The organism is Thiohalocapsa halophila (assembly GCF_016583825.1).
GTDB lineage: Bacteria > Pseudomonadota > Gammaproteobacteria > Chromatiales > Chromatiaceae > Thiohalocapsa > Thiohalocapsa halophila.
Map to the genome: position 1 here is coordinate 1 of NZ_NRRV01000032.1, position 16,835 is coordinate 16,835.

Consider the following 16,835-nt stretch of genomic DNA (forward strand, 5'->3'; position numbering starts at 1 on the left):
CCCGCAACGGACCATGCCCACCTTCACCCCCGCCCTCGCGCGGCAGCCCGGCACCGGCTTCTGGCTCTACGGCCCCGAGATCTTCAAGACCTACTACCGCCGCCACAACCTGCGCGCGGATACAGCCAGCACCATCTCCGTCGACCACATCAAAACCCTGTCGAAGGAGCTGCGCGACGCCTACACCATGGTCCTACGCCTCGGCACCGGCCACGGCAGCGACGACGCCCGCGGCTAGACTGCCTTCGCCCTGGTCCGGCACGAAAGCGGCTCGCTGGACCCCTTCTTCCTCATCGACGAACAGATCTTCGCCGGTCGCACGGAGACCTTCATACCGGACCGCTCCATGCGCGCGCTCTTCCCCTTCGGCCTGCTGCCCAAGCTCTCCGAGACCTCGCTGCTCACCCTCGCCCACGCCTCCGGCCTGATGGCCGAAGCCCTCGGATGCGACGACAGCAGCATCCACATGATCCCGGCGACCGGCCAAGGGACCTACAGCTTCGCCTTCACCGTCGGCCAAGCCAGCCCGCACGCCCTGGAGCACCGCGACGGCCAGGTGGAGATCGACTCCGTCTGCATCGGCATCCGCGACGGGCGCAACCACGTCATCGTCACGGAAGCAAAGCGCGGCCCCTTCGACAGCATCGCCAGGCACAAGCTCGCCTATGCCGTCTGGGCAGTGCGCAGCAACATCCCGGACGACCTCCCGATCATCGCCGTCTACATGCGGGTGACGGAAACGCCGCACGGGCTCGAATTCAACGTCGCCGAGTGCGCCATCGACGACGGGCGGGAGGGGTTGCCGAGTCTGCACTCGGTGGAGGTGGCCCGGCATCGGCGGCTGCGGTTGCGGAGTCCGGGTGGCTGAGCGGGCGGCGCCGCGGGTCAGGTCGTTCGTGCCGGCACCCGGACGCACCGCGGACTTGATCCAGGCCCCGAAGCCCGCCTTGCCGAGAAGAGCGGGGTCACGAGAAGAGCGGGGTCAAGTCTCACACTGCCCACAGACGAAGGCGGAGGGCACATGAAGGAGGGAGGCCCGGCAACCAAGCACACGCTCCACTACCGGCGCGGCTAGCGGCGAAGTTACAGGCTCAGGGTCTCGCACGAGGTGGACGCGCAGGCACGACCCCAGGGGTGCACCTTAGCTGCCAGCCGGCGACAATTGGCAAGCGTGCATGTCACCGCAGCCCACGCTTGCCGCGCCGACACCCCCGGCGTCGACATGAGCGCGCCTTCTCGGCGAACAGGCTGACATAGGGGCACACGCAATGCCGCGTCTGTGGTCACCATTGGACCGATACCGGATAGCGCGCGATGAGCGGGTCGGGCGTGACAATCACGGCTTGATTGGCAATGGCCTGGCAGATGAGTATCCGGTCGAACGGATCCTGGTGAATCCGGGGGAGCTTCGGGAGTTGCAGGGCGTCGGCCTCGGTGATCGGCAGCGTGTCCATGCCGTTGCGCGAGCGCGCCTCGGGGATAAACTCCGCGGGTGGCAGGTCGTTTGGCAGCCGCAGCCGCCCCAGTGCGTGCTTGACGCCGATTTCCCAGACGGAAGCGGCCGAGAGCAGCAGCATGTTGCCGCTGTCCTCCATCAGTGCCCTCGCGTTGATCGAGAGCATCTCCTCGGCACTGGCGAGCCAGAGAAAGGTGCAGGTGTCGGCGATCACCTTCATGGGTCTGGACCCGGGGTGGATTAGGGCTGGTCGTCGGGGCCGGCGTTGAAGGCCGCGAGCACGTCATCGGGCAGCGGGTCCCAGAAGCTTTGGGGCAGCGCATAGCCGGATTGTTTCGGCCCCTGCCCGAGCTTGCGCGGTTCCGAGGCATGCTGCGGAATCGGTGCCAGCTCCACCGCGGGCACGTTGCGGCGGGCGATGACGACACGCTCGCCGCGCAGCGCGGCCTCGATGCACTCGGAGAGCTTCGCCTTGGCCTCGTGCAGGTTGAGCTGGATCATGACCGGGTTGGTGACTGGGTTCGTGACTTGGTCAAGTGTTGAGCCAGGAGTTTAGGAAGGCGAGACGCATTGGTCAACGATGTTTCAGGATGCCGAACCTCCGGCTTTCGCGCAGACTATGGCTCAGTTCAACACGCAACATCGCTGCGCGCGTTGCGGGCCGGCTCGAAAGCCGGCGCTCCCAGTCTGCCGCCGACGAGGCGCCTCGGTGTCCGATTTGAACAACGACTACTACGAGCACAATGCGGGGACCTTCTTTGCCGACACCGTCGCCGTCGACATGACCCCGCTCTATCGGCGCTTCCTGCCGCTGTTGCCGGCGGCGGCGCACGTCCTCGATGCCGGCTGCGGCTCGGGTCGCGATGCCCTGGCGTTCGCCAAGCGCGGCCATCGGGTCACCGCCTTCGATGCGTCCCCCGCCCTGGTCGCGCTGGCGGAATCGCACCTCGGCCGACCGGTGCAGTGCCTGTGCTTCCAGGAGGTCGCCTGGCGGGACGCGTTCGACGGCATCTGGGCCTGCGCCAGCCTGCTGCATGTGCCGGCCGACGAGCTGCCGGAGGCGATGCAGCGTCTGTGCCGGGCGCTGAAGCCGGGCGGCGTGCTCTACGCCTCGTTCAAGTACGGCAGCGGTGAGCGCGAGCACCACGGCCGGCGCTTCACCGATCTGGACGAGCCGGGGCTGGCGGCGCTGTTGGGTCAGGTGTCGGGCCTGGAGGAGGTGGAGACCTGGACCACCGGCGACCAGCGCCCCGGCCGCGAGGCGGAGCGGTGGCTGAATACGCTGTTGCGCAGGAGCTGTCTTGATCGGCGGTGATCCGGTGTGGCTCCAACATGACGGCTCCAGCAACAGGCGGGGCGTCAAGGACGACAGGTGCGGAAGGTTCGCGGCGCACCCGGGTGAGGTACGGGCCGTGGAGGACAACGCATCGGTGCGGCGGGCATCCCGTCGGCTTATTGGCCTCCTGCGCCGAAGTAACGCTCGATAGCCGCAAGCGCGGCGTTGCGCACGCGCTCGCGGTCTTCAGCGCTGAGCCGGCTCCACAGGGCCGGGGTGAACCGCACCTTCGCCAGATCCTTGTCGTGGCGCAGGAATCTCTTCTGCGCGAACTTCTTGAACGGCATCTCCAGCAGCAGCCGCTGGATGTCCGCCTCGGTGAGCTCGTCCACGCGGGCCATGCGCGCGCAGGGCTTTTCGATGGGCAGGCCGGCGGCCTTGCGGGCGAGGTAGAAGTCGCGGAAGGCAAGGGTGAGCAGGCTCAGGCGGACGCTGCCGTCGTCGTCGACGGTATCCAACAGGCAGAGCAGTAGGGCCGGCTTGTAGCTGGCGGCCATGTCCATCTCCTCGCAGAAGGCGAGGAAGCGCTCGCGGATGTTAGCGGCGGTGACGGGCTTGAGGCCGTAGCGCTCGGCGATCTCCTGCTTGCGGTCTTTGCGGAAGTACAGGCAGCGGCGGCTGCCGATGGTGACGTCGTGGTCCGGCGCCAGATCGCCGGCGAGCACCTTGCCGCGCAGGTAGTTCTCGGTGGCGGCCAGGGCCAGCTCCAGCTCGGCGACGGTGAGCATGTCCTTGACGGTGCTCTGCCAGTCGAAGACGTCCACTTCTTCCAGGCGCTCGGTCCAGATGCCGAGGTTCAGCACGATGGGCTCGTTGGGGCCGTTGGCATCCTCGTCGGCGATGCGGTCCTCGGGGGCGAGCACGAGACGGCCGGGCCGGTAGGTGCGCGTTGCGGTGAGGCGGTGCAGGTTCCAGCTCTGGTTGTAGCGGCCTGCGTTGTCGACGAAGTCGAATACCAGCAGGGACTCTTTGCCGGGCGCCTTGCGGGTGCCGCGGCCGAGCTGCTGCATGTAGATGATCTTGGACAGCGTCGGGCGGGCCATCAGCAGCACTTCCACGTCCGGGCAGTCCCAGCCCTCATTGAGCAGGTCGCAGGCGCAGAGCATGTGCAGCTCGCCGCGGGCGAAGGCGGCCAGCGCTGCCTCGCGCTCGCGGGCGGGCATGGCGCCGGAGACGGAGCGCGCCGGCACGCCGCGGGCCCGGAACAGCTCGGCGACAGCCTCGCCGTGGCGGACGTTGACGCAGAAGGTGACGCCCTTGCGCCCGCGCACGTGCTCCAGGTAGGTGTCGACGACCAGCTCGTTGCGCGCCGGGATGGTGATGGTCGTCTCCAGGTCCTGGCGGTTGTACTGGATCTCGTTGAAGCGCACCCGGCTGAGATCGACGTTGGTTTTGACGCGGATGCAGCGGATGGGCACCAGCTCACCGCGCTCGATTGCGTCCTTCAGCGACAGCCGATGGGCGGCGTCGCGGAACAGCTCTAGCACGGGCTTGCCGTCCGGGCGCTCGGGCGTCGCCGTGAGGCCAAGGGTGAAGGCGGGCGTGAAGTGGCCGAGCAGCGCGCGGTAGCTGTCGGCGGCGGCGTGGTGGGCCTCGTCGATGATGAGATAGCGAAAGTGCTCCGGCGGGATCTCGGCGAGCCGGTTGGTCAGGGCCTGCACCGAGGCGCAAACGACGTGGTGCTCGGGCTGCCATTGGCCGCCTTCGATCCGGCCGTGGTCGACCTCGGGCCACAGCCTGGTGAATTCGCGGCCGGTCTGGTGGACCAGGGTCCTGCGATGGGCGACGTACAGCACCGGACCGCCGACGCGCTTGGCGTCCTCGATGGCGGTGACGGTCTTGCCGGAGCCGGTGGCGTGCTCCAACAGGGCGATGGTCCGGCCCTCGTTGCGGATCAGCGCGAGCCAGTCCAGGGCGTCCTGCTGGTGGGCGCGCAGGTTGAACTTGGCCTGGGCGCCGCCCTGCTTGGGCAGGAAGTCGTCCAGCTCCAGCAGGCCCGGCACCCGCTCCAGGAACAACGCGAGCTGCTCCTTGACCCGCTCCGGATGGCGGTCCAGCTCGTGGTCGGTCCAGCGGTAGACCTGCCAGCCGCGGTGAATGAGGCTGTTCTGGCGCAGGAGGTCGTCTTCGTACTTGGTGCGGTCGAAGTCCGGCGGCTGATAGTGGGTCGGGCCGTCCACCTCGAAGGCGATCTTGCGGTCCGCGGCGCGCAGGGCGAAGTCGATGAAACGGGCGGTGCCGTCGATATCCAGAAACGGGAATTCCGGCGCCAGCAGCCGCGTCTTCTCGATGCCGAAGACCTGGGCGAACAGCTCGACGAAGTCGTCCTCCGGCTGGCTCGCGCGGTGGTGGCTGCCGGCCGCGTCGGGGCGGCCGGGCGGGTCCTCTTTGGAGTGGCGCTCTTGGCTCAATTCGTGCGGTCGTCTTGCTTGTCAGGCGTGGTGCAACCGAGATTACCGCGGTGCTGGCGGTGCGCGGCTGACTTGGGCTGCCGGCTTTCTCGCGAGCATGGACCCGAGCACAGAGCATCCGCCCTTGCGGTCACGCTGGAGCGCGCGAGCCAGCGTCGGCCCTCGGGCTGGAGTGATGCCCAAGGCCCGGTCGTTCGCGCAGGCCCACGCGGCCGAGCGCGGGCACTGACTGCTGCCGGCAGCACCCCGGGGCCTGCTTCGCCGATACGCCCGGCGTCGACATGGGCTGGTCGTTTCGCGATCCAGGTAGCGGCCGACGTCGGGTGCCGCTTCATCGTGTTCGCCCAGCCAAAGCCAGACCTCCGCGATCCGCGCCGTGGCCTGGCGCGCGGACCACGGGCTGCGATCCGTATCGTGCCAGAGCTTGCGCTCGGCGGCGTTGATGTGGCCGCCGGCCTTGACGAGCCGCTCCAGCAACGCCTGGCGCAGGGCCACGCCTTGGGGCAACTCGGTGAGCGGCAGCTGGTTCCAGATGTCCGTCTCCATGGTGCCGTAATGTCGGTATCTGTAGACGGCGCCTAGCTTTTCGCGACATGCTTCGCGGATGTCGACAACGCAAGATTCCATCCTGGCGCTTGCCTGTGACCGGGGGCTTGTCAGACCCCTGGACCTGGATGTCCGCGGTCTGCCGCGCGTCCCCCTGACCCGTCTGGTGCGCCAAGGCCGGCTCGCGCGAGCCGGTCGGGGCCTTTACGCGCTGCCGGACCGGCCAGTCTCGGAGCACTCGGCGCTGGCCGAGGTCGCGCGACGGCATCCGGGCGCCGTTGTCTGTCTTCTCTCGGCCCTGCGCTTTCATGAGCTGACGACGCAGTCACCGTTCGATGTCTGGCTGGCGATCCCAACGAAGGCCCGTGCGCCGCGGCTGGGCTATCCTCCGCTGCGGATTGTCCGCTTCTCCGAGGCCGGCCTTACCGAGGGCGTCGAGGAGCACAAGATCGACGGGGTGCCGGTACGCATCACCGGCATCGCCCGGACCGTCGCGGACCGCTTCAAGTCCCGCAACAAGATCGGTCTGGACGTGGCCCTCGATGCGCTCAAGGCCGCACTCAAGGAGGCGCTGCAAGAGCAGGGGCAGGGCGGTCGGGGACGACGGGTGAGCATCGTCGAGCTGTGGCACCATGCGCTGCTCGATCGGGTCGCGAACGTCATGTGTCCTTACCTGGAGGCCCTGGCGTGACCGGGACACCACCCATTGTCGTGATCGACACCAACATCTTCGTCGGCGCATGTCTCGGCGCGGGCGCTCCCAACGAGGTGTTCGCCCTGTGCCTGCGCGGCGAGGTCGTGCCGCTCATGGGGACCGCGTTGCTCGCCGAGTACGAGGACGTGCTGGGCCGCGGGGCCTTGTTCGAGCGGAGCCGGTTGGATGCCGCCGAGCGCGAGGAACTGCTCGACATCTTCCTGGCGCGTTGCCGTTGGACCAGAATCTACTTCGGATGGCGCCCCAACGTCCCGGATGAAGGCGATAACCACCTCGTCGAGTTGGCCGTCGCCGGGGGAGCCCAGGCGATCGTGACCCGGAACCTGCGGGATCTCCAAGGGATGGACCTGAGGTTTCCGGCGCTCAAATTGATGACACCCGAGGACCTGTTGCGGGAGGTACGAACATGACCGCGCTCACTCTGGATCTCCCAGACGAAAAACTCCGACGACTGGAGGTTGTCGCCCGAGCCCGTGGCACCAGCGTCGCACGGCTCTTCGAGGAGATGTCCAGCGTCATGCTGGCTGAGGCCGATGCCGAGACCCGCTTCCAGTTGCGTGCGCAACGGGGAGCCGGTAAGGAGTCGCGTGGTCTGGAGCTTCTGGGCAAGGCGTCTCGGGACCATGATGCCGATCCACGCTCGGCGCCCTGAGGCGGCTGCCGGCCGACTCGGCCATCGGCTCGACCCGAACAACGGGCTAGTGGCTTCGGGGAGAGGGGCATTCCTGCGGGCCGACGTCCTAAGACCTGCTTCGGCGTTTCCTGAGCCGGCGCTGCAAGCGGCGCCAACGGTTGGGTCGAGAGCATTTCCTCGGCACTGGCGAGCCGGAGAAAGATGCAGGTGTCGGCGATGACCTTCATGGGTCTGGAGCCGAGGCGGGGCTGAGTTGGAGCCGGGGTGGATCAGGGCTGGTCCTCGGGGCCGGCGTTGAAGGCCGCGAGCACGTCATCGGGCAGCGGGTCCCAGAAGCTTTGGGGCAGCGCATAGCCGGATTGCTTCGGCCCCTGCCCGAGCTTGCGCGGTGCCGAGGCATGCTGCGGAATGGGTGTCAGTTCCACCGCCGGCACGTTGCGGCGGGCGATGACCACCCGCTCGCCGCGCAGCGCGGCCGCGATGCACTCGGAGAGCTTGGCCTTGGCCTCGTGCAGGTTGAGCTGGATCATGACTTGTTTCGTGACTGGGTTCGTGACTTGGTCAACTGTTAGCCAGGAGTCTGGGAAGGCGGGAAGCATTCGTCAACGACGTTCCAGGATGCTGAAACATCCGGCTTTCGCGCAGGCTATGGCTCAGTTCAACACGCAACAACGCTCCGCTCGTTGCGGGCCGGCTGGAAGGCCGGCGCTCCCGGTCTGCCGCCGACGAGGTGCCTCGGTGTCCGATCTGAACAACGACTACTACCAGCACAACGCGGGGACGTTCTTTGCCGACACCGTCGGCGTCGACATGACCCCGCTGTATTGGCGCTTCCTGTTGCTGTTGCCGGAGGCGGCGCAGGTCCTCGACGCCGGCTGCGGCTCGGGTCGCGATGCCCTGGCGTTCCGACCACTCGGGCTGGCGCAGGGCGTAGGGCGTAGGGCGTAGGGCGTAGGGTGGACAAGCGAAGCGCAGTCCACCAGCTTACGGGCGGCCCCAGGGTGGACTTCGCTGTCGCTCGTCCACCCTACTGGTCTTGCCCGCTTGCCCGCTTGCCCGCTTGCCCGCTTGCCCGCTTGCCCGGTCTCCGGGGCGGTGTCACGACACGGACGAGGTCGAGCGTCGTTGGTCGGGCCCGCTCGTGTAATCTTGGACTCGGGCAATTGGACAGACAGGCGTGTCGCACTGGAGACCGATGCGATGACCACACGCGAGCAATACGTCGCGACGGCAAGCTCGCGCTGCCGCCCGGCTGCTTCGCTAACTACGATCTGGCCATCATCGACTTCTTGGTCCGGCTCCAGGGCAAGGGGCCGGCCACGGACTACCAGGCCCTGCGCGACAGCAGATCGACGAGTTTGATGAGCGCAAGTGGCTTGGCTGATCGATCCCAAGCGGGACCAGCACGCGGCGCATGAGCTGAACCGCGTGGGCAAACCCGTCTGCCCGCGGCTCGGCGCCGCCGCGACAAACAAGTCTAGATGCAGGCCGACCCCCGGCGGCCCCGGACCATCTCGGGGACATTCACCTTCCAGGCGCTGGACTAGGCGGTCGCGAGGCGTGGCGCGTATGAAAACCGTTGAAAACAGTCCCGAACGCCTGGTCCTGGGCGGCTGGCGCGCGGGCAGCATCGCGCTGGCCATGCTGCTGCTCGCGCTGCCGGTGGCTTTCTATTTCCTAATCGTCACGGAGGAGCCCTACACGCTCTGGGCCAATGCCTTCCTGCTGCTGATCTGCCTCTCGCTCGTCCCTCGCATGGTGCTCTGGGAACGGATCGAGCTGGACCGGGACGCCGCCGAAATCCGCTTCGATCAGCTGCGCTTGCTCGGCCGGCTGCGGCGCTCGGCACCTCTGAAGCCGGTCAGCCGGGTCGAGGTCGAGACTCGCAGCAGTATCGATTCGACGGGCAGGCCCTCGCGGCGATTGGTCCTGGTGACGGGGCATGAGCGCACACCGTTTTCCCGGCTCTACACCTCGGGCAAATTCGAGCGAGAGAAGGACCTGCTCAACGATTGGCTGAAAGCGGCCTTTGGCGAGCGCTGGCGCGAGGCCGCAACGCGCTTCACCGAGGATGCCGCGTCGGCGGGGGACGCGGATGTGCCCGACGGCGTCACCCGTATCCGCCAGCCGGCCACGGGCCTGAGCCTGGACATTCCCGAGGATTGGGCCGCCTCGGTCAGCCTCGATACGAGCGGCCCGCTGGAGATTTTCGGCATCCGCCTCCTGAATCGGGTCGACCGTCCGGGCAAGCCCCGCGCGCCCGGAGATGGCGAGGACTGGAGCCGCCTTGTGGCCACCGGCGCCGAGGATGCCGGGCTGACCCTGCAAATCCACGACGGCCCCCTGCGGCGCACGCTGGAAGACACGCTCAATGACCCCTGGTCCAAGCAGTGGGGCATCGAAGTGCTCAAGACCACCGAAGCGGTCGAGATGGGCGGGATGAGAGGGTTTTCCATCGCCCGGCGCATCCCCGCGGGCGGCTCCACCCCCGTCTTCGGCAAGGTCGGCGCGGATGCCGCCACGCGGCAGCTCTGGCTTGGGGCCGAGCACCTGCATGTAGAGATGGTCGGCATGGCCCGGCTCGACGATGCCGAGATGCAGCATGCGCTGGACGCGATGTTCGCCTCGGTCCGCCTGCCGGGGGCCTGAGCCGTGCCCACCGCTGCAAACTGGCAAGGACTCCGACACCGCGGGGGCACCAGCGGGCGGCAGGAGCGTGTCCGTGAAACCATCTGCGGCCGGCGACCATGGTGACGCCCGGAACCGCCGGGGACGCATACAGTTCCGCGGCGGGCGTGCCCGTGAGGAAGTGCGAGTCGCGGAAGTCGCCATCCTTGCGAGAAACGCCGTGACGGCGGCAGAGGTCGGTGATGGCCGAAGCCTTGTTGGCTATCTGAGTGTGCATGGTCTGCTGTTGCGTGCCGGCTACTGACGGCTTTCACACGGCGATCTCCAAGGCTTGCTCGTGTGGCGCACGCAAGGATTGCCGTGGCAAACGTCCGAATCGACGGTGATCCTGTGAAGATTCGACATGACGGATCCAGCAAGATGCGCGTTGTTTGCAGCATAGGTTCGGCAGGTCGGCGGCGCAACCGGGTCGCCTACGGGTTGTGCTGGGCAGAGCATCAGTGCGGACGTCTATCCACTGCGCTGATCAGGCCCCGGGACCGAAGTAGCGCTCGATGGCCGCAAACGTGGGTATGAGGGTCAGGTATGAGGGTCACGGCTGAACCTGCCGGTGTGGACCTACGATCACCACGTTGACGCGATGCAAGCCCCCATTTGGCGCTGAACAGTTCACCGCCGCCGGCGCAGGCTCCACAGGATCATCGCCAGGTCGGCGGTATCGACCTCAATCGCTGCCCGACCCGGACGCGCCGCAATCTGCCCCCGATACCGCCACCGCGAGCAACCGGCGCCGGCCCTCGGCATCCGTAGCCCGGAATGCGGCGAGCAGCCGCGCCTCGTCAGGATCGGCCCCGGCCGCACCGTCCTCGTCCACACACAGCAAATGAGCCACCGACACGTCCCCGAGCACCGTGGCCAGGGTTCGCGCGGCCTCAATGCTGAGCCGGCGCTGCCCCAGCTCGTAGTGGCTGAGCCGCGAGACGCTGATGCTGCCGCCGGTCAGCGCGGCTAGGCGGGTCAGACTCAGACTGCGCGCCGAACGCGCAGCCCGCAGCCGCCGGCCGATGACCCGGTTCAGCGCGCGGGCGGTCACGCTCATCCCGCGCCGCCGCTGCCGCCGGTTTTGCGCCGGCGCCGGCCCTTCCCGGGCGGCGGGTCCAGCTGCACGGCTTCGGCGATGTCGAGCAAGCGGCGGCGCCAGTCGGCATCGACCCGGCGAAAGGCGTCAAGGAGACGCATTTCCTCCGCGGACAGGGCGTTGCCCTCACCGCCCTCGACACCCAGCAGCTGGGCGGCGCTGACAATGACTAGCGCCTCGGCGAGCACCTGCGCCGCCTCGATGCTCGGCCGCCGGAGGCCCTGCTCGTAGTTGCTGATCCGCGACTTGCTGTAGAGCCCATCGGTGAGCGCCGCCAGCTCGGAGAGGCTCAAGCCCCGCTCGTGGCGCGCGGCACGCAGCCGCTGACCGATCTCGCGGGTCAGCTCGTGCTCTGAGTCGGTCATGGTGGTCTCAGGATCTCTCCGGGATTGGCTCTTGCTTGCATCTTACCTGATCACGCGGAGTCGTACACGTGACAGCCGCGAGAAGTGATGGGCGCTGCCTTGAGCGGGGTCTGGATCGGAGGTGGGGTCGGGCGTCTTCTGTGTTGCTGGATCGAAGAACGGCATCGGGTGCTTCTTCGCTCACGGATCGCTGAGTCTTGATCATAACTCCGACCACAGCAGCGCTCGCCTGCGCAGTCAGGCCATGCTGGCCTGACGGCACCAGGGCTGGAAGCCCTGGCTACGCATGGAGCCTTGATGGTAAGCACGGCCCGTAGGGTGGACGAGCGATAGCGAAGTCCACCGAGCATCGCGGAATACGGTGGACTGCGCTTCGCTTGTCCACCCTGTGCCTATCCGAGTGGTCGGAGTTATGGGCAAAGCCATCTGCTGTTGCGTGGTGGCTACTGCCGGCTTTCACACGGCGATTTCCAAGACTTGATTCTTGTCTCGAATTGCAATCTCTTCAACGTCGACGCAGAGGCAGCCCGTCTACGGCATCATAAAGATTGGCCGGCAACTCCTCGAAGCTGTCACCCTGGGATTGCGCACGCCAGGGTTGCCAGGCTGCTTGAGCAGCCTCAATCTCTTTTGCCGCATCTAGGCGCGTCCTGCCCCAAGCGCTGCATCCGGGAAGGTCCGGCACGGTCGCGATGTAGCCCTCGTCCTCGTCGCTCCAGAAGATCGAAGGCGATCTTGCGGTCCGCGGCGCGCAGCGCAAAGTCGAGGCACTGGGCGGTGCTGTCGATGTCGAGAAACGGGAATTCCGGCGCCGGCAGGCGCAGGGCGTAAGGCGTAGGGTGGACAAGCGAAGCGCAGTCCACCTCAAATCCGCAACAACAACCGCGCCGGGTCTTCCAGCGTCTCTTTGATGGCGACGAGGAATTGCACCGCCTCGCGACCGTCGATGATGCGGTGGTCGTAGCTCAAGGCCAGGTACATCATCGGGCGGATAACCACTTGGCCGTCGCGGGCGACGGGGCGCTCCTCGATCTTGTGCATGCCGAGGATGGCGCTCTGGGGCGGGTTGAGGATGGGCGTGGAGAGCAGCGAGCCGAAGACGCCGCCATTAGTGATGGAGAAGGTGCCGCCGGTGAGCTCTTCGAAGCTCAGCGTGCCGTCTTTGGCCTTGGTGCCGAAGTCGCCGATGCCGCGCTCGATGTCGGCCATGGACAGCTGGTCGCAGTTGCGCAGGATGGGCACCACCAGTCCGCGCGGGGAGGTGACGGCGATGCCGATGTCGTAGTAGCCGTGGTAGATGATGTCGCCCTCATCCACGGAGGCGTTGACCACCGGGAAGCGCTGCAGGGCTTCGACGCTCGCCTTGACGAAGAAGGACATAAAGCCTAAGCGCACGCCGTGGGTGGACTCGAAGCGGTCTTTGTATTGGCTGCGCAGGGCCAGGACGGCGCTCATGTCCACCTCGTTGAAGGTGGTGAGCATGGCGGAGTTTTGCTGCGCCTCCACCAGGCGCTGGGCAATGCGTGCGCGCAGCCGGGTCATGGGCACGCGCTGCTCGGGGCGGCCGGGGTCGCCGGAAAGTCCGGGCAGCGAGGGGTCGAGCTCCAGGGCCGGCGTGGTGTCGTCCGGTGACGCCGGGGCGGGCGCGGTGTGGCCGGCTTCGGGGTCGCGCTCCGGGGCTGCCACTTCCTGCTGGTCGAGCCAAGCGATGACGTCGGCCTTGTGGATGCGCCCGTCGCGTCCGCTGCCGGGGATGTCGCCGGCGTTCAGGCCCAGCTCTTTGACCAGTCGGCGGGCGGCGGGGGCGAGCTGGGGCTGTTCGGCGCCGGCGGTGTCGTTGGCTGCGGCTTGGGCCGGCTCGGGGGTGCTCGGCGCCGCGGCCTCGGCGGGCGCCGCTGTGCGCTCGGCCTGGGCTGTCGCGGCGGGCTCGGCTGGTGCCTGATCCGCAGCCGCAGCGGCGCCGGCTTCGATTAGGGCGAGCACGGCGTCCGCGTCCACCACGTCGCCCTCTTTGACCTTGTGCTCGGCGACCCGGCCGGCCGCCGGTGCCGGCACCTCCAGCACCACCTTGTCCGTTTCCAGGTCCACCAGGTTTTCGTCCTTCTCGACGGCGTCGCCGGGCTGCTTGTACCAGGTCAGTACCGTCGCGTCGGCGACGGACTCGGGCAATGCGGGGACGCGCACTTCGGTGCTCATTGGTGGTGATTCCCTCGGGGTGCTGTGGGTGGGCTCGGGCTCGGGCTCGGTTGGGCTTGGGGGTGTTCGCTGTCGGGCTTTGCCGGTGCTCCGGGCCGGCTTGCGGTGGCTCGTGTCGGGCTTCGCTGTCGCTCAGCGCCGACCTACCATTGCGCCTGTCGGGCGTCGCTTGCCTCAGTCCTCCGCCACCGGCTCGTCGATGGGCTGCTGGGGCGGGATGCGGCGGTTCATCTTCGGGTTGATGCGCCCGGTGAGGGCCTCGTCCACTAGCTGCTCCTGTTGGGCTACGTGCACCGAGCGGTGGCCGACGGCTGGCGCGGCAGAGGCGCTACGGCCGACGTAGTAGGGCTGCTTGCCCTGCTCGATGAGATGGTGGAAGCGATGCTTGATCTGGTCCCAGGCGCCCTGGTTCTGCGGCTCTTCCTGGCACCAGATGACCTCTTCGGTGTCCTGATAGCGCGCGATGGCCGCAAGGAAGGCATCCTTTGGGAAGGGGTAGAGCTGCTCGATGCGGATGATGGCGACATTGGTCAGCCCGCGGGCGTGGCGCGCCTCGATGAGGTCGTAGTAGACCTTGCCGGAGCAGAACACCACCCGCTCGACGCCGGCGGGGTCGATGGGGTCGGTCTCCGGGATGACCACCTGGAAGCCGCCGTCGGCGAGCTCTTCCAGCGAGGACACCGCCAGGCGGTGGCGCAGCAGACTCTTCGGCGTCATGACCACCAGCGGGCGGCGGAAGTCCCGCAGCATCTGCCGGCGCAGCAGGTGGAACATCTGCGCCGGCGTGGTGGGCACGCAGACCTGGATGTTGTGCTCGGCGCAGAGCTGAAGAAAGCGCTCCATCCGGGCCGAGGAGTGCTCGGCGCCCTGGCCCTCCAGGCCGTGGGGCAGGAGCATCGTGAGCCCGCAGTCCAGGCCCCACTTGGTGCCGGCGGAGGTGATGAACTGGTCGATGACCACTTGGGCGCCGTTGGCGAAGTCGCCGAACTGTGCCTCCCAGACTGTCAGCGCATTGGGCTCGGCGGTGGCGAAGCCGTATTCGTAGCCGAGCACAGCCGCCTCGGACAGGATGGAGTCGATGGCGACGAAGGGGCCTTGGGGCGCGTCAGCGTCGCTGCGCAGGTGCTGGAGCGGCGTGTGCTCGCGGCCGGTCTGCTGGCAGTGCACCTTGGCGTGACGGTGGAAGAAGGTGCCGCGGGCGGCGTCCTGACCGGACAGGCGCACCGGGAAGCCGGCGTCCAGCAGGGTCGCATAGGCCAGGTTCTCCGCGAAGCCCCAGTTGGCGAGCTGATCGCCCTGGGCCATCTTGCGCCGCTCTGCCCAGATTTTGGCCACGCGGGAGTGCAGCTCGAAGTCTTCCGGCAGGCGCAGCATGCGCTCGGCCTGGCCCGCGAGCTGCTCGCGCGGGATGGTGGTGTCGGCGGCGGCGCGCCAGTCGTTGCCGTGGCAGCGGTGCCAGTCGGCACGGTAGCTCTTCTCCAGCCCGCACAGCACGGGGCGGGCCACCACCACGCCCTGCTCGATGGCACCGCGGTATTCCTCGATCATGCGCACGGCGTCGTCGCGGGTCAGCACGCCGTCGTCGATGAGCCGGTCCGCGTAGATGGCCCTGGCGGTGGGCCGCTCGCGGATCTTTTTGTACATCATGGGCTGGGTCACGGCCGGCTCGTCGGCCTCGTTGTGGCCGAGGCGGCGGTAGCAAACCAGGTCGATGACCACGTCTTTGCCGAACTGGTTGCGGTAGTCGAGCGCCATGCGGGTGACGAAGATGACGGCCTCCGGGTCGTCGCCGTTCACGTGGAACACCGGTGCCTGCACCATCTTGGCCACGTCGGTGCAGTAGAGCGTGCTGCGGGTGTCCAGCGGGTTGCTGGTGGTGAAGCCGATTTGGTTGTTGATGACGATATGCACCGTGCCGCCGGTGCCGTAGCTGCGGGTCTGGCTGAGCTGCAAGGTCTCGGCCACCACGCCCTGGCCGGCGAAGGCGGCATCGCCGTGGATCAGCACCGGTAGCACCTGCTCGCCGGTGCGGTCGCCGCGGCGGCGCTGGCGGGCGCGCACCGAGCCTTCGATGACGGGGTTGATGATCTCCAGGTGCGAGGGATTGAAGCCCAGCGCCAGGTGTACGATGCCGCCGGGGGTCTCGACGTCGGAGGCGAAGCCCAGGTGGTATTTCACGTCGCCGGCGAGCTGGCGCGGGTTCATCGGCACCTTGCCCTCGAACTCCGCGAAGATCTCCTGCGGCGGCTTGCCGAGGATGTTTACCAGCACATTGAGCCGCCCGCGGTGGGCCATGCCGATGACGATCTCCTTGCCGCCCTTGCGCCCGCAGCGCTGGATGAGCTCGTCCAGCATCGGGATCAGGGCCTCGGCGCCCTCCAGCGAGAAGCGCTTCTGGCCGACGTACTTGGTGTGCAGGTACTTCTCCAACCCCTCGGCGGCGGTGAGCAGGGTCAGCAGCCAGCGCCGGTCCGCCGGCTCCAGCTCCGGGCGCGCCTGGTAGCCCTCCAAGCGCTTCTGCACCCAGCGCTTCTCGGCGGTGGTGGTGATGTGCATGTACTCCGAGCCCACCGGCCCGCAGTAGATGCGCTGGAGCAGCGCCAGGATGTCCTTGAGCGGCATCCGGTCTGGGGCGTAGAGCGAGCCGGTATGGAAGATCTGGTCGAGGTCGCTGTCCTCGAGGTTGTGATAGCTCGGCGCGAGGTCCGCCACCTTGGGCGTCTGGCGGAGCTTGAGCGGGTCCAGGTCCGCCATCTGGTGGCCGCGGTAGCGGTAGGTGTTGATGAGCCGCAGCACCGCTGCCTGGCGCTCCGCCGCCGCGGGCTCCAGGCGCTGCACGGAGCGGGCCTGGGCGCGGGTGCGGCTTTCGCTGGCCAGGCGCTCGAAGTTCTCGCGCACCGGGCCGTGCGGGACCTCGTTGGCGGCCTCGGCATGGATGGCGTCGAAGCGCCGCCGCCAGGCGAGGTCGATGCTCTCGGGGTCCTTGAGGTAGCGCTCGTAGAGGTCTTCGATGAAGGCGGCATTGCCGCCGTAGAAAGCGGAAGAGGATCGGAACAGCTGCAGCAGCGCGCTCATGTGTCTGGCTTCGATCGCTTGGGTGTGTTTCGGCGGACGGCGGGCGACGTGCACCAGCGCCTGTGGCCGGGCACAGGCTCCGCATGGGCTGCGCTGACGCCTCGGGGTGCCGCCGGCCCGTTCTGTGCGGACCTCGGTGAGCTCGACGCCGAGTGTAGCGCACCGGCGCCGGACGCTGGTCGGCGGGCGGGCAATGTCATGTATTGGGCTTTTCGCGTATCCTTTTTTCTAGCGTTGGGGGCAGCCGCCGCCGGCGACAACCGGCGGCGTGCGCGCACGTCGCGCGCCGCCGGAGTCTGCTTCTGGCGCGTGCCCCCGGCGGCGCGGGCGCTAGC

Annotated in this window: 17 protein-coding genes; 8 read left to right on the forward strand and 9 right to left on the reverse strand. The window is 67.9% G+C overall.

Annotation, left to right across the window (positions count from 1 at the left end; all coding sequences use genetic code 11):
• The coding region (locus tag CKO31_RS13890) for a hypothetical protein (protein ID WP_207148017.1) at nt 1-238 on the forward strand (238 nt) is incomplete at its 5' end.
• A gap of 108 nt (nt 239-346) precedes the next feature.
• Nucleotides 347-868 (forward strand): DUF6997 domain-containing protein, encoded by a 522-nt coding sequence (locus tag CKO31_RS13895; RefSeq protein ID WP_200238498.1) that lies wholly within the window; start codon nt 347-349, stop codon nt 866-868.
• Nucleotides 869-1,283: 415 nt separating this feature from the next.
• On the opposite strand, the gene CKO31_RS13900 is transcribed toward CKO31_RS13895, so the two are convergent.
• The gene (locus tag CKO31_RS13900) at nt 1,284-1,676 is read right to left on the reverse strand and encodes a type II toxin-antitoxin system VapC family toxin (protein ID WP_200238499.1); all 393 of its coding nucleotides are present in this window, start codon (nt 1,674-1,676) and stop codon (nt 1,284-1,286) included.
• A gap of 20 nt (nt 1,677-1,696) precedes the next feature.
• A complete protein-coding gene (locus CKO31_RS13905) occupies nt 1,697-1,957 on the reverse strand; it encodes a type II toxin-antitoxin system Phd/YefM family antitoxin (RefSeq protein WP_200238501.1) in 261 nt (86 codons plus the stop codon).
• 208 nt (nt 1,958-2,165) lie between these two features.
• Here CKO31_RS13905 and CKO31_RS13910 point away from each other — a divergent pair, with 208 nt between their 5' ends.
• The gene (locus CKO31_RS13910; RefSeq protein ID WP_322789144.1) at nt 2,166-2,771 is read left to right on the forward strand and encodes a class I SAM-dependent methyltransferase; all 606 of its coding nucleotides are present in this window, start codon (nt 2,166-2,168) and stop codon (nt 2,769-2,771) included.
• Between the two features lie 137 nt (nt 2,772-2,908).
• On the opposite strand, the gene CKO31_RS13915 is transcribed toward CKO31_RS13910, so the two are convergent.
• Nucleotides 2,909-5,203 carry a DEAD/DEAH box helicase family protein gene (locus tag CKO31_RS13915; protein WP_200238506.1) on the reverse strand — a complete coding sequence of 765 codons (2,295 nt, stop codon included), beginning with the start codon at nt 5,201-5,203 and terminating at the stop codon, nt 2,909-2,911.
• Between the two features lie 42 nt (nt 5,204-5,245).
• Nucleotides 5,246-5,749, reverse strand: coding sequence for a hypothetical protein (locus tag CKO31_RS13920; protein ID WP_200238509.1), 504 nt, complete (start codon nt 5,747-5,749; stop codon nt 5,246-5,248).
• A 58-nt stretch (nt 5,750-5,807) separates the two neighbouring features.
• Between CKO31_RS13920 and CKO31_RS13925 the strand changes: the two genes are divergently transcribed.
• The 3 genes from CKO31_RS13925 to CKO31_RS13935 are packed head-to-tail and all read left to right on the forward strand — an operon-like array spanning nt 5,808 to nt 7,116.
• Nucleotides 5,808-6,440: a type IV toxin-antitoxin system AbiEi family antitoxin domain-containing protein gene (locus CKO31_RS13925; protein WP_200238511.1), complete on the forward strand. Its 633-nt coding sequence runs from the start codon at nt 5,808-5,810 to the stop codon at nt 6,438-6,440.
• Nucleotides 6,441-6,460: 20 nt separating this feature from the next.
• Nucleotides 6,461-6,874, forward strand: coding sequence for a PIN domain-containing protein (locus CKO31_RS13930; RefSeq protein ID WP_322789145.1), 414 nt, complete (start codon nt 6,461-6,463; stop codon nt 6,872-6,874).
• Nucleotides 6,871-7,116, forward strand: a complete 246-nt coding sequence (locus CKO31_RS13935) for a toxin-antitoxin system HicB family antitoxin (protein ID WP_200238514.1) — start codon at nt 6,871-6,873, stop codon at nt 7,114-7,116. Before CKO31_RS13930 ends, CKO31_RS13935 begins: the two co-directional genes overlap by 4 nt.
• Nucleotides 7,117-7,367: 251 nt before the next feature.
• Here the strand turns inward: CKO31_RS13935 and CKO31_RS13940 are convergent, their stop codons facing one another.
• A complete protein-coding gene (locus tag CKO31_RS13940) occupies nt 7,368-7,628 on the reverse strand; it encodes a type II toxin-antitoxin system Phd/YefM family antitoxin (RefSeq protein WP_200238517.1) in 261 nt (86 codons plus the stop codon).
• Between the two features lie 208 nt (nt 7,629-7,836).
• Between CKO31_RS13940 and CKO31_RS13945 the strand changes: the two genes are divergently transcribed.
• Both CKO31_RS13945 and CKO31_RS13950 read left to right on the forward strand, forming a co-directional pair.
• Nucleotides 7,837-8,046, forward strand: a complete 210-nt coding sequence (locus tag CKO31_RS13945) for a class I SAM-dependent methyltransferase (protein ID WP_242475371.1) — start codon at nt 7,837-7,839, stop codon at nt 8,044-8,046.
• 621 nt (nt 8,047-8,667) lie between these two features.
• The gene (locus CKO31_RS13950) at nt 8,668-9,747 is read left to right on the forward strand and encodes a hypothetical protein (RefSeq protein WP_200238519.1); all 1,080 of its coding nucleotides are present in this window, start codon (nt 8,668-8,670) and stop codon (nt 9,745-9,747) included.
• Nucleotides 9,748-10,450: 703 nt separating this feature from the next.
• Here the strand turns inward: CKO31_RS13950 and CKO31_RS13955 are convergent.
• From CKO31_RS13955 to CKO31_RS13970, 4 genes are all read right to left on the reverse strand, one after another.
• Nucleotides 10,451-10,825, reverse strand: a complete 375-nt coding sequence (locus tag CKO31_RS13955) for a helix-turn-helix domain-containing protein (RefSeq protein WP_207148018.1) — start codon at nt 10,823-10,825, stop codon at nt 10,451-10,453.
• The gene (locus CKO31_RS13960) at nt 10,822-11,229 is read right to left on the reverse strand and encodes a helix-turn-helix domain-containing protein (RefSeq protein WP_200238522.1); all 408 of its coding nucleotides are present in this window, start codon (nt 11,227-11,229) and stop codon (nt 10,822-10,824) included. The genes CKO31_RS13955 and CKO31_RS13960 overlap by 4 nt, the downstream gene beginning before the upstream one ends.
• An 864-nt stretch (nt 11,230-12,093) precedes the next feature.
• Nucleotides 12,094-13,425, reverse strand: a complete 1,332-nt coding sequence (gene odhB, locus CKO31_RS13965; protein WP_200238524.1) for a 2-oxoglutarate dehydrogenase complex dihydrolipoyllysine-residue succinyltransferase — start codon at nt 13,423-13,425, stop codon at nt 12,094-12,096.
• Nucleotides 13,426-13,599: 174 nt separating this feature from the next.
• Nucleotides 13,600-16,500, reverse strand: a complete 2,901-nt coding sequence (locus CKO31_RS13970; protein WP_200238527.1) for a 2-oxoglutarate dehydrogenase E1 component — start codon at nt 16,498-16,500, stop codon at nt 13,600-13,602.
• Nucleotides 16,501-16,835: the final 335 nt, after the last annotated feature.